This is a genomic window from Paractinoplanes brasiliensis (genome assembly GCF_004362215.1).
Classification (GTDB): domain Bacteria; phylum Actinomycetota; class Actinomycetes; order Mycobacteriales; family Micromonosporaceae; genus Actinoplanes; species Actinoplanes brasiliensis.
Genome location: NZ_SNWR01000002.1, coordinates 879,200 through 891,943, shown reverse-complemented (window position 1 = coordinate 891,943; position 12,744 = coordinate 879,200). Strand labels below are relative to the sequence as shown.

Annotated in this window: 9 protein-coding genes; 7 read left to right on the top strand and 2 right to left on the bottom strand. The window is 71.5% G+C overall.

Going from position 1 to position 12,744, the window contains the following annotated elements; all coding sequences use genetic code 11:
• Window positions 1–27: 27 nt before the first annotated feature.
• A complete protein-coding gene (locus C8E87_RS36125; RefSeq protein WP_133877886.1) occupies window positions 28–1,263 on the top strand; it encodes an MFS transporter in 1,236 nt (411 codons plus the stop codon).
• On the opposite strand, the gene C8E87_RS36120 is transcribed toward C8E87_RS36125, so the two are convergent.
• Window positions 1,225–2,685, bottom strand: coding sequence for an ATP-binding protein (locus C8E87_RS36120; protein ID WP_133877885.1), 1,461 nt, complete (start codon window positions 2,683–2,685; stop codon window positions 1,225–1,227). The two genes, C8E87_RS36125 and C8E87_RS36120, sit on opposite strands and share 39 nt — an antisense overlap.
• 108 nt (window positions 2,686–2,793) lie before the next feature.
• On the opposite strand from C8E87_RS36120, the gene C8E87_RS36115 reads away from it, so the two are divergent.
• Complete coding sequence (locus tag C8E87_RS36115; RefSeq protein ID WP_133877884.1) at window positions 2,794–4,722, top strand: alpha-amylase family glycosyl hydrolase; 1,929 nt, start codon at window positions 2,794–2,796, stop codon at window positions 4,720–4,722.
• Window positions 4,723–4,886: 164 nt separating this feature from the next.
• Here C8E87_RS36115 and C8E87_RS36110 read toward each other — a convergent pair whose 3' ends face one another.
• Window positions 4,887–5,531, bottom strand: a complete 645-nt coding sequence (locus tag C8E87_RS36110; RefSeq protein WP_133877883.1) for a 4a-hydroxytetrahydrobiopterin dehydratase family protein — start codon at window positions 5,529–5,531, stop codon at window positions 4,887–4,889.
• 356 nt (window positions 5,532–5,887) lie between these two features.
• Between C8E87_RS36110 and C8E87_RS36105 the strand changes: the two genes are divergently transcribed.
• Genes C8E87_RS36105 through C8E87_RS36085 form a run of 5 tightly spaced genes read left to right on the top strand, consistent with a single transcriptional unit; the run spans window position 5,888 to window position 12,658 of the window.
• Entirely contained in the window at window positions 5,888–7,282 is a 1,395-nt protein-coding gene (locus tag C8E87_RS36105; RefSeq protein WP_133877882.1) for an alpha/beta hydrolase, read from the top strand.
• Between the two features lie 18 nt (window positions 7,283–7,300).
• The gene (locus C8E87_RS36100; RefSeq protein WP_133877881.1) at window positions 7,301–8,260 is read left to right on the top strand and encodes a DUF1996 domain-containing protein; all 960 of its coding nucleotides are present in this window, start codon (window positions 7,301–7,303) and stop codon (window positions 8,258–8,260) included.
• On the top strand, window positions 8,224–8,973 hold the full coding sequence (locus C8E87_RS36095) for an anti-sigma factor family protein (protein WP_239080423.1): 750 nt from the start codon (window positions 8,224–8,226) through the stop codon (window positions 8,971–8,973). The genes C8E87_RS36100 and C8E87_RS36095 overlap by 37 nt, the downstream gene beginning before the upstream one ends.
• 49 nt (window positions 8,974–9,022) lie before the next feature.
• Window positions 9,023–11,425 (top strand): glycogen/starch/alpha-glucan phosphorylase, encoded by a 2,403-nt coding sequence (locus tag C8E87_RS36090; RefSeq protein ID WP_133877880.1) that lies wholly within the window; start codon window positions 9,023–9,025, stop codon window positions 11,423–11,425.
• Window positions 11,426–11,470: 45 nt separating this feature from the next.
• The gene (locus C8E87_RS36085; protein ID WP_133877879.1) at window positions 11,471–12,658 is read left to right on the top strand and encodes an ROK family transcriptional regulator; all 1,188 of its coding nucleotides are present in this window, start codon (window positions 11,471–11,473) and stop codon (window positions 12,656–12,658) included.
• The last annotated feature ends 86 nt before the right edge of the window (window positions 12,659–12,744 follow it).

Below are 12,744 nucleotides of genomic sequence, written 5' to 3'. Positions count from 1 at the left end.
CGCTGCGGTCCTCTGTAGGGTGCCCGGGTGGCGCTGGGCTCCGACTTCCGCCGGCTGTGGGCGGCGTACGCGATCAGTGAGTTCGGCACGGGGATCGGGTTCGGCGCGTTGCCGCTCGTCGCGGTGCTCGTGCTCGACGTGCCCGAGTTCCAGGTGTCGCTGCTGGCGGCGCTGGGCGGGTTGGCCGGTGCCGTGCTGGCGCTGCCGTTGGGTCCGTGGATCGAGCACCGGCGCAAACGCCCCGTGATGATCGGCGCCGACCTGGCCCGCTTCGTGATCATGGTGAGCGTGCCGGTGGCGATGCTGGCCGGCGTGCTGTCGTACGCGCAGCTCTGCGTGGTGGCGGTGGTGCAGTCGGTGGGGACGATCGCGTTCACCGCGGCGAGCGGCACCCATCTGAAGGCGCTGGCCGGGCCGGACGAGCGGGACACGGCCAACGGGCGCTTCGAGGCCACGTTCTGGACGGCGTACAGTGCCGGTCCGGCCATCGGCGGCGCGCTCACCTCGTGGTTCGGGGTGGCGTGGACCATCACGGCGGACGCGGTGAGTTTTCTGCTCTCGGCGTTCGGGGTGCGTTCCCTGCGTACGCCGGAGCCTGCCCCACCCGTACGGGAAAAGGCTCGTCATCGTCTTGCCGAGATCACCGCCGGGTGGCGTTACATCGCGGGGCACAGCGGGCTGCGGCTGCTGTTCGTGAACGCGCAGCTGTTCGGCGGCTCGATGATGGCCGCCTCCCCGCTGCTGACCGTCCTGATGCTGCGTGACCTGGGGTTCGAGCCGTGGCAGTACGGCATCGCGTGGGGCGTCCCGTGCCTCGGCGGCATCGTCGGCGCGCTGCTGGTGCGCCCGCTGACCACCCGTTACGGCCGCCGGCAGGTCCTGCTGTTCGCGGGCGTGGGACGCGCGCTCTGGCTGTGGGCGCTCGCGTTCATGCCCGCGGGCGCGGCCGGACTGATTCTGATCACCACCGTCGAGTTCGTGGCCCTGTTGGGCTCGGGCGTGTTCAACCCGGCCTTCGCGACCTACCGCATGACGGTGACGGCCGACGGCTACCTGTCCCGGGTGATCGCCTGCTGGCAGATCACGTCCCGCACCGTGCAGCCGGTCTGCATCGCGCTGGGCGGCCTGCTCGCCGCCGTGACCGATGTGCGCGTGGCCCTGCTGGTGTGCGGGCTCGGCGTCCTGGCGAGCTCCGCACTGCTGCCGTGGCGGTCACGGGGGCGGTCAGCGTGGCCCGAGCAGCTCACACACGCTGGCCAGTAGCTCGTCGGTGGTGATCGGGGTGACGTTCCCGCCCGTACGGGCGTCCTGCATCGCCTTGGACAGCTGCACCCGCCGCAGGATCTCCTTGATGTCGGCGCCGGTCATGCCGTGGCTGGCCGTGGCCAGGGCCGCGATGTCGAGGTCGTCGGCGAACATCTGGAAGCCGGGCGCCTCGTGCGCCGCGATCAAGCCGCGGATCATCTTGCGGAAGATCTCGGCCCGCGACGCGTCGTCCGGCTTCGGCACACTGATCTTGACGTCGAAGCGTCCGGAACGGATCAGCGAGTCGTCGACCCGGTGCGGGAAGTTTGTCGTGGCCACCACGATCACGTTCGGGTTGGCCTCGATCAGATCGTTCATCTCCTGCTTGAAGATGCCGGCCACGGCGTTGATGGCCTGGCTGGCCGCGTCCCCGCCCGAGCCGGCGTAACTGATGATCGAGTCGAACTCGTCGAACAGGATCAGCGTCGGCACCCGGTAACGGCGGGCATCGCGGAAGATCTGCTTGATGTTGCGTTCCGAGCCGCCGAGCCACTTGTCGAGGATCTCCGGCGTGCGGATCTCGCGGAAGTCGGCCCCGATCTCGTTGGCCAGGGCCCGCGACAGCATCGTCTTGCCGGTGCCGGGCGGCCCGTACATGAGGATGCCCTGCGGACGGCGGGCGCCCCAGCGGGCCATCGCCTCCGGGTGGCGGAACGACACGGCGATCTGCCGCAGCTCGCCGACCACGTCGGCCAGCCCGCCGACCATGTCGAGCGTGACCTCCTGCGTGGTCACCGGCGCCTTCGGCAGCGTCTCGCGGGTCACCACGAACCGGCGCCCGGTCAGCGAGTCCGGCCCGGTCAGCTCGATGACGGCCTGCAACGTCAGCCCGACGAAGGCCTGCAGGTGGGCCGGGGTCACGTCGTCGCGCGGCACCTCGGCGTGCAGCCGCACCACCGTGCCCGTCTCGTCGTAGGAGATCTCGGCCTGCAACCCGACCACCGCGTCGGCCAGCGTCCCCGGCTCCCGCCCGGTCATCGGCGCGGCCTGACGATCAAGACCAAGTTTCCGGTACGCCGCGGCGGCCGCTGCCCCCACCCCGTCGACGATGCGGGTGGCGATCGGGTCGCCGGCCTCGATGCGCTTGGCCAGCAGCAGCCCGACGGGGTCGTTGCCGAGCACCAGCTTGCGGATGCGCTCCTTGGAAAGCGGCTCCTCGGCGGTGCTGATCGACGCCGCGAACGTGTGCACCGGCCCGGACGTGCGGTCGGCACTGGCCACAGTCAGCTCGACGCGCTGCACCGGCGCCGGCCAGGTCGCCCGGCGCAGCAGCTCGACCGGGTTGACCCGGGCGGCCGCCAGCACGGTTGCCACGTCGACGAGCTCAACGGTCGCGCCCGCGTACTCGAAGGTCTCGCCTCGTGGCCGCGTGTCGGACATTGCTACCTCCCGAAGGGTGTCGGCCTACCAAGAGTGACACGGGTCCACACCGGTTGCCGTTCGGTGCGACCCTGACTCTCCCCCGGGAAGCGGCCGATCGGTGCCGGCATGTCAGCAGAGCCGATCGAAGACATGTGCCCCACCGCCTCCTACCAGTGGTGGCGTGACGCCGTGGTCTACCAGGTCTACCTGCGGTCGTTCGCCGACGGCAACGGCGACGGCATCGGCGACTTCCCCGGCCTGCGGGCGCGGCTGCCGTACGTGGCCTCGCTCGGCGCCGACGCCGTCTGGGTGACCCCGCACTACGTCTCGGGAGGCGCCGACGGCGGCTACGACGTGATCGACTACACGACGGTGGACCCGGCCTACGGCACCGTCGACGACGTGCGGGCCCTGGTCGCCGACGCGCACGAGCTGGGCCTGCGCGTGCTGCTCGACATCGTGCCCAACCACACCAGCGACCAGCACGACTGGTTCCAGCGCGCCCTCGAGGACCCGTCCTCGCCGGAGGCCGCGCGCTACCACTTCATGCCGCCGTCGGAGTCGCCGCCCAACAACTGGCAGTCGATGTTCGGCGGGCCGGCCTGGTCCCGTACGCCGGACGGCCGCTGGTACCTGCACCTGTTCACGCCGCAGCAGCCCGACCTGAACTGGGACAACCCCGACGTGGCGGCGGATTTCGACCGTACATTGCGGTTCTGGTTCGACCTGGGCGTCGACGGGTTCCGGGTCGACGTGGCGTACGGCCTGTTCAAGGACCCGGCGTATCGCGACAATCCGGGCATCTACTCGCCGACGTTGTTCGGGCACGGCCCCGAGCAGGTCAGGACCACCAACCAGGCCCGGATCCACCAGGTGTGGCGCCGCTGGCGGGAGATCTGCGACTCGTACGCCACGCCGAAGATGCTGGTCGGTGAGGTGTCGCTGGCCGACCTGTCGCAGGTGGGCCTGTACGCCCGCCCCGACGAGATGCACCACGCGTTCCAGTTCCGCCTGCTCAAGAGCGACTGGGACGCCGAAGCCTTCGCCTCGACCATCGCCGAGGCCCTGGACGCGTTCCGGACTGTCGGCGCCCCCGCTCCGTGGGTGCTCGGCAACCACGACAAGGCCCGCCAGGTCACCCGGTACGGCAGCACCCGCCGCGCCCGCGCCGCCGCCCTGCTGATGCTCGCCCTGCCCGGCGCCGCCTACCTGTACGGCGGGGAGGAACTCGGCCTCCCCGAGGCCCCCGTCCCCGACGCGGCCCGCCGCGACCCCATCTTCCACCGCTCCGCCGGCGCGCGCCCCGGCCGCGACGGTTGCCGAATCCCCATGCCGTGGGACTCGACTGCCCCTTCGGTCGGGTTCTCCACCCCTGCGGGCCTCACCGCCGTCACCGGCTCGCCCGCGTCCCCGCCTGCCAACTTCACCGACCCCGCCACGCCGCCGCTCACCGACCCCGCGACATCGCCGTCCACCAACCCCGCCACGCCGCCGTCCACCAACCCCGCGACATCACCGTCCACCAACCCCGCCACGCCGCCGTCCACCAACCCCGCGACATCGCCGCCCGCCGACCCCGCCACGCCGCCGTCCACCAACCCCGCGACATCGCCGCCCACCGACCCCGCCACGCCGCCGTCCACCCATGTCAGTGGTCTCGCCGGGTCCCAGCCCGGCTCAGGCACGTCCCGGCCCTCCACTCCGGCGCCGTGGCTGCCGCAGCCCGCCGGGTGGGCGGACTACGCCGTCGACCGCCAGCAGGGCGACCCCTCGTCCACGCTGACGATGTATCAGCAGGCCATCCTGCTGCGCGACCTCTATGAGCCGCTCGGAACAGGCCTGGCCTCGGTGACCCGCGCCGGCGACGTCATCCGGGTGGACCTGATCGCCCGCCACCGCGAACCCGACCCGATCACGGTCTGGATCAACATGGGCTCCGAGACGGTCACCGTCCCCGCCCACAGCCTGCTGCTCGCCTCCTCCCCCGACGTACCCGGCCCCACCGCCGGAAAGCTGACGCTCGCCCCCGACACCACAGTCTGGGTCCGCGTCTGACCGACCCGCCGCCACCGTGTCGGGCCGGGCCGCCCCCGGCCCGCCGCAAAACCGGTGACGGCGCGCACGCGGCCGGCCCGCCCGCCCCCGGCAGGCCGGCCGCGTGTCCCATCGCCCCAGCCTCTCCAGGTGCCAGTTCGCCCTCACCGGCTCGTGCCCGCATGTCAGTCCCGGCCCTGCCACGTGCTGACGCACGCCTCGTTGCCCTCCGGGTCGGCCAGCACCCAGAACGACGGCGCGCGGGCGTCGGACACCACGCGCCCGCCCGCTTTCAGCGCCGCCTCCACCCGCAGCGGCGCCTCGTCGTGCGCCACCGCTATGTCCACATGGATGCGATTGCGCTGCGGCCGGGCCTCATCCATCTGCTGGAACCAGACCACCGGCCCCTGCCCCGCCGGATCGGTCAGAGGTTCCCCAGGCCCGCCCTCCGCGTAACCGAGCACCGCAGACCAGAACGGTCGCACCGCCGCGATGTCCATCGCGTCGATCGCGATCTCGAGCAGTTGCAGGTCGCCGGGCTCGGTCTGCACCCCCGACGCGCTGATCCGCTTCGCGAGCTCGACGTCGGCCGCGGTGACGGTCCTGAGCTTCCGCGTCTGCAACGTCAGCACCACCTGATCGACGCGCAGGTCGGCGCGAAGGTGCTCGTCGGCCTGCTCACCACAGGCCGCGACCGCGTGGGCGGCCACCGACACCGCCTGAAACAACGATCCGACCGCCACCGAAGCGCGCAGCGTGCCAAGCATGTATCGCCACCCCAGACCGCCCACCGCATCGGAGGCCGCCTGCCGGGTCACCCGTTCGCTCATGCGGGCATCCTGCCACCCCGGCGCGACAATCCGGGAGTTATCCACACGGTTGTCCACAGCCCATCCGGCAGAGATAGCCATTTTCCGCAAGAATCGGAGTTGGGTGGTGGTCCCCCTGGTAGGGCGGGCCATGGGCAGGGCGGACCGTGGGCAGGGCGGACCATGGGCAGACCATGGGCAGGGCGGACCATGGATAGGAGTAGTACCGGGCGGGACCGCCGAACCGTTCCTGCGGTGCAAGCGGAGGCAACCCCTGTGGGGGAGCTACCCGGAGGCCGGCCGTATCGATGTCTGGGGGACACCTCAGGGTTACCACTGATGTCCTCTCGGTCCGCACGCTGTCGAGGATGGACGCCATGAGTCCCCGCAGCCTCGCCGCCTCCGTTGCCGCCCTCGTAACCGGCCTGGCACTCGCGGTCGCCCCGCCGGGTCACGCCGCGCCAGTGCCGGAACCACCGCGGATCACCTGGACGGTCTGCGGCAACGACCCGGCCGTCCGCTGCGGCAGCCTGCGATTACCGGTCGACTGGTCACAGCCTGACGGTGCCACGTTCGAGCTGGCGGTAGCACGCCGCACCGCCCGCAAGCCCGCAAGCCACACCGCCGGCCACCAGGGAGACGCGGCCCCGGCACTGGTCTTCGGCCCCGGCGGTCCGGGGGATTCCGGGGTCGAGCGCATCCTGGCCGGCAACCGGTTCAGTCCCGAGATTCTCGACCGGTTCGACACGGTCAGCTTCGACCCGCGTGGGGTGGCTCGCAGCGGCGGCCCGAAGTGCGATCTCTCGCTCGGCAAACCGGGCCTGCTCACCAGCCAGGCCGAGTTCGAAACGGTCAGCGCCGACAACCAGGCCACGTGGGCGGCCTGCCGGTCCACCAGCCCGGTCTGGGATCATGCCGACACGGCGAGCGCGGTCCGCGACCTCGACGCCCTGCGGGCTGCTCTGGGGCTACGGCAACTGACGTTCCACGGCAGCTCGTACGGCACTTTGCTCGGCCAGCAGTATGCCGAGCGCTACCCCGGCCGGGTCAGGGCGATCGTGCTGGAGGGCGTCTTCGACCACAGCCTCGACGTGCGCCAATTCGTCCGTACGCAGGCACTGGCGGCCCAGGATGCGTTCGGCGAGTTCGTGACGTGGTGCGGGCAGCACACCGAGTGCGCGCTGCACGGCGAGGATGTTCGCGCCGTATGGAACGACGTGCTCGACAAAGCGGGGCCGCAGCGGGCGTTCGAGATCGCGATGCTGCCGATCGCCCGGCTGGCCTCGCCCGATCGCGCGGCACTGGCCCAGGACATCGCGAGCCTGCGCGACGGCGCCACACCCGAGATCGCACTGCCGCCGATCGCGTCGTCCGTGTTCTGCGCCGACTGGCCCGCCGCGGTGCGTGAATTCGGCGAGTACGAGCAGCTGGTGCGGATCGCTCGCAGGGCCGCGCCGGACGTCCGGTACGGGGCCGGGCTGCTCGCGATCCGGACCTGCCTGGGCTGGCCGCAGCCGGTGGCCAACCCGCCGCACCGGCTCGAGGCGCGCGCGAGCACGCCGTTGTTGCTGCTCAACTCGCGGCACGACGTTCGCACGGGTCACGTCTGGGCCACCCTCGTCGCGGCGCAGCTCGGCCGGCACGGGCGGCTCGTCACATACGAGGGGTCGGGGCACGGCGTGTACAAGAACACGCCGTGCACGACCGCAGCCGTCGACCGCTACCTGATCGACCTCGTGGTGCCGCCGCGAGGGGCGAGCTGCCCGGCCTGACATGGGTATCGTCGAACCATGTCGATGGGTCGTGCGGCCGTCGCGATCGCGGGGGCCCTGATCACCGTGGCCGTGCTGGCGGCGGCGCTGTTCACCGCGCTGCGCGGGCCTGACCTGGGGCCTTACTCGGTAAGCATGGACGAAGCCGAGCCGGTCGTGGCCGCTCCCCCGGCCTCGGCGGGCGCGTCGACCGGGTCGTACACGTGGAACTGCGGCCGCAACGAGCGGGGGCATCGCAACACGGCGAACATCGTGACCACGCCCGGCCGGCCGGGGCCGCAGCACCACACGCACGACTACGTGGGCAACCTCGGGGTCGAGGCCGGCTCGACCGTCGACAGCCTGCTCGGCAAGCCGACGACCTGCACCAACGGGGACGCGTCGACGTACTTCTGGCCGGTGCTGCGCTACGTCGAGAAGGGCCGTGACCCGCACGACGGCCCGATCCAGGTGCCGGTGTCGCTGACGATGACCTACCTGGGGAACCCGCGCGGCCCGGTGCTGGCGATGCCGCCGCTGCTGCGGGTGCAGGTCGGCGACGCGTACGCGCACACCAACGGCGGGAAACTTGCGCGGGCCTGGTGGACTTGCTCCGACACACTCGACCGGCAGACGATGAACTATCCCGCGTGTGAGGACGGAGCCCAGGTGGTGCGGATCTTCGACTTCCCGAGTTGCTGGGACGGCCGCCAGCTGGACGCCCCCGGCCACCGCCAGCAGGTCGTCTTCCCGGCCGAGGGCGGCGGCTGCCCGGCCGGCACGTTCGCGGTCCCCCGCCTGAGGATCACCATGACGTACGCCGTGCCGCCCGGCACGCGCTACCAGATCGACGCTTTCGACGGGCAGGACAACCACCCCGCGACCGATCACGGGTTCATGGTCAACCTCATGCCCGACCCCGTGATGAAACAGGTCGTGAGCTGCCTGAACCGGGGCGTGCGGTGCGACGGGACGACCACCCGCCGGGCGTCGTCGTGACCACGCCCGAGACCGGCGACCACGTCGACATCGCCGGTTACCTCGTCGGCGAGCTCACCCCCGAGCAGCGCGACGAGGTCGATCAGCACCTGACCGGCTGCGCCGGGTGCCGGGCAGAGGTCGAGTCGCTGCGGGACTGGACGTCGGCGCTGCGGGCCGTGCCCGGCGAGATGCTGCTCGAGGGCCCGCCCGAAGGCGGTGACCTGTTGCTGCAGCGCACCCTGCGCGAGGTGCGCCAGCAGTCGTCGGGGGAACGCAACCGCCGCCGGGTTCTGGTCTCGGCTGCCGCCGCGGTGCTGGCCGTGGTGGCCGTCGGCGGCGGCATCCTGGCCGGCCGTTCGACCACTCCCTCGGGCCCGGTGGCGCAGGTTCCGCCGCCCCTGGCATCGCAGGCCACGACGGTTCCCGGCACGCGTACGGGCACCACCGTCGACGCCACCACGGGCGCGCGGATGACGGTGGCGGTCGCCCCGGCGGCGGGCTGGGTGCGGGTCACCGCGGCTGTGGCCGGCATCCCGGCCGGTGAGAAATGTGTCCTGGAGGTCGTGGCCCGTGACGGGTTCACCGTGCAGGCCGGCAGCTGGCTGGTCTCTCCCGCGGGTGAGGCGAGCGGCACCACGCTCAACGGCAGCGCCCTGATCGAGCCGGCCCAGGTCGCCTCGGTGCGGGTCGTCAACACCGCAGGCAAGCAGTTCGCCAGTGTGAACCTCTGACCGGGTCACCGGTAACCCGGAGAACATCACCGCGCAGTAGGTTGCGGGCATGGACCTTCGCAACGGGCTGCGGCCGCTCGGGACCACGCCGGACGAGTTCCAGCGGGATCTGCTGAGCAACCTGTACTACCGCCGGGGCACCACTGTCGAGTCGGCGAGCGCCCAGGACGCGTACGAGACCCTCGCCCTGACCGTGCGGGACAGGCTCGCCGAACGTCGCGCGCGCACGGCCGCGGCGCACTACGAGAGCAATCCGCGCTGGGTCTACTACCTGTCCGCGGAGTACCTGCTCGGCCCCCAGCTGGAGCAGAACCTGCTGTACAGCGGCACCACCGAGCTCGCCCCGGCCGCGCTCAAGACACTCGGTTTCTCCCCCGAGGAGGTGGCAGCGCTCGACGTCGAGCCGGGGCTGGGCAACGGCGGCCTGGGCCGGCTCGCGGCCTGCCTGCTCGACTCGCTGGCCACGCTGGACATTCCCGCGGTGGGTTACGGCATCCGCTACGACCTGGGCATCTTCAAGCAGGAGTTCGACAACGGGGAGCAGGTCGAGCGGCCCGACGACTGGGCCTTCCAGGGTGACCCGTGGGAGTTCCCCGCGCCCGACGACTGGCAGATGGTCGGCTTCTACGGGTTCCTCGGCCCCGAGGGCTGGGTGCCCGGCGAGGTGGTGCACGGCGAGCCCAGCCACCTGCTGATTCCCGGTTACGGCACCGAGACCGTGAACATCGTACGGCTGTGGCGGGCCCGCGCCGCGCGGGCGTCGTTCGACCTGCGGCGGTTCTCGGCCGGGCAGTACGCCGAGGCCGTCGAGGAGGCGGTGAGGGCCGAGAACATCAGCAAGGTGCTCTATCCCGACGACAGCACCGACATGGGGCGTGAGCTGCGTCTGAAGCAGCAGTACTTCCTGGTGTCGTGTTCGCTGCGGGACATCGTACGGCGGTTCCGGTTCCGCAATGCCGACTGGGACGACTTCCCGGCCAAGACCGTCATCCAGCTCAACGACACGCACCCCACGCTGGCCATCCCCGAGCTGATGCGGCTGCTGGTCGACGAGGAGAAGCTGGAGTGGGAGCACGCCTGGTCGCTCGTACGGCGGACGTTCGCGTACACGTGTCACACCCTGCTGCCCGAGGCGCTGGAGACGTGGCCGGTCGACATGCTGGGCCGGCTGCTGCCCCGCCACCTCGAGATCATCTACCTGATCAACGAGGCGTTGCTGGCCGAGGTCCGTTCCCGGTTCCCCGGCGACCTCGACCGCGTACGGCGGATGTCGCTGATCCAGGAGGAACCGCAGCGCCGCGTGCGGATGGCCAACCTCGCCGTCACCGGCACGTTCGCGGTCAACGGCGTGGCCGAACTGCACTCGCAGCTGCTCACCTCGACCACGTTCGCCGACTTCGCCGCCCTGTGGCCGGACCGCTTCACCAACGTCACCAACGGCGTGTCCCCGCGACGTTTCGTGCGGCTCGCCAACCCGGGCCTGTCCACCCTGATCACCTCGGGGCTGGGCAGCGACGCCTGGCTGCGTGACCTGTCCCTGTTGTCGGGCCTGGCTCCGCTCGCTGACGACCCGGCCTTCCGCGAGCAATGGCGGACCGAGAGGCGCCACGCCAAGGAAGCCCTCGGGCTCGGCGACCCCGGCGCGATGCTCGACGTGATGATCAAACGGTTCCACGAGTACAAGCGGCAGCAGCTCAAGCTCCTGCACGTGATCACGTTGTACCACCGCCTGCGCGACAACCCGGAGCGCTTCGGTGTGCCACGTACGGTGTTGTTCGGCGGCAAGGCGGCGCCGGCCTACTACGCGGCCAAGTCGATCATCCGGCTGATCAACGCGGTGGCGGCCGCAATCGAGGCCGACCCCAAGGCGTACGGGCTGCTCCGCGTGGTGTTCCCGCCCAACTACAACGTGACGCTTGCCGAAAAGATCATCCCGGCGGCCGACCTGAGCGAGCAGATCTCGATGGCCGGCAAAGAGGCTTCCGGTACGGGCAACATGAAGCTCGCCCTCAACGGCGCGCTCACGATCGGCACGCTCGACGGCGCCAACGTCGAGATCCGCGACCGGGTCGGCGCCGGCAACTTCTTCCTGTTCGGGCTGGACACGCCGGCCGCCGCCGCGCTCCGGGCGTCGGACTACCGGCCGCGCACCTACTACGACTCGGACGACGAGCTGCGAGCCGCCCTCGACGCGATCCTGTCCGGCGCGTTCGGCGGGGTGGGGCAGGAGGTGGCGCATTCGCTGCTCGACCGCGACGAATACCTCACATTGGCCGATTACCGCTCGTACGTCGACAAGCAGGACGAGGTGGCCGCCGCCTGGGAAGATCAGGAGCATTGGACCCGCATGTCGATCCTGAACACCGCGAACAGCGGCTTCTTCTCCGCCGACCGCACGGTGGCCGACTACCTGTCCCGCATCTGGCACGCGTCCCCCGTACGCCTGTCGTGACGGCGGGCTTGGCAAGCGCGGGCCGTACGCGTTTGATGTCGTGGGATGCGCAAACACCGGTCCAGCCTCGGAACCCTGCTCCACCACGTCCATGTGAGCGGGCCGCTGTCGCGTGCCGCGCTGGCCGAGCGGATGGGGGTCAACCGCAGCACGATCCTGGCGCTGACGGCCGAGCTGGTCGCGGCCGGGCTGGTCACCGAGGAACACCCGGCCGGCACGACCGGGGCGGGCCGGCCGTCGCTGGTGGTGCGCCCGTCCCCTGACGTCTTCGTGCTCGCGTTCGACGTGGCGGTCGACCACCTCACGGCGGCGCGGGTCGGGCTGGGCGGGGCGGTGCTCGACCGGCGCTCGGCGCGGCGCACGCGCACCGGCGTGGACCTCGACACCGTCGTACGCAAACTGGCCTGCCTCGGCCGGGAACTGCTCGACGCGGCCCCGGCGGGCTCGATCTGCGCCGGGGTGGGCGCCTCCTACTGCGGCATGATCCGGCCCGGCGACGGCATGGTCCGCTACGGCCCCGAAATGGGCTGGGTCGACCAGGCGTTCGGCGCCGAGCTGGCCAAGACCCTCGACATCGGCCGTCCGGTGGCCGTCGGGAACGAGGCCCACCTGGGCGCGCTGGCCGAGTTCGAGCGCGGCGCCGGGGTGGGCGTGCCCAACTTGATCTACCTGCACGGCGACGTCGGCGTGGGCGGCGGCATCCTGGTCGGCGGCCGGCTGCTGGGCGGCGACGGCGGTTACGGCTGCGAGGTCGGGCACATGCTGGTCAACCCGGCCGACGGGCGGCCCTGCCTGTGCGGTTCCCGGGGCTGCCTGGAAGCCGAAACCGGCGAACACGCCCTGCTCGCGGCGGCCGGCCGCCTCCACGGGCAGATCGGCGCCGACGCCGTACGGGCGGTGGCGCGGGACGCCCTCGCCGGCGACCCCGCAGCCGCTGCGGCCGTGGCCGAGATCGGCGACTGGCTCGGCATCGGCGTCGCCAACCTGATCAACCTGTTCAACCCGGGCGTGGTCATCTTCGGCGGCATGCTGCGTGACGTCTACACCGCCGCCGCCCCACACGTGGCGGCTCGCATAGCCCGCCACGCCATGCCCGTTTCGAGGGAACGCACCCGCCTCACCGTCTCAGCCCTGGCCGCCGACACAACATTGCTCGGCGCGGCCGACCTGGGTTTCGCCGCTTTGCTCAACGACCCCGTACAGGAGTTCAAGGCCGCCCGAACCACACCGTGAAGCGCCACCCATCGCACCTCCGCCCCGCGCCCGCCCACCGACGCCAGCACCCGTGCCGATGGGCGGAGCCGGGCGCGGGAGCCGCG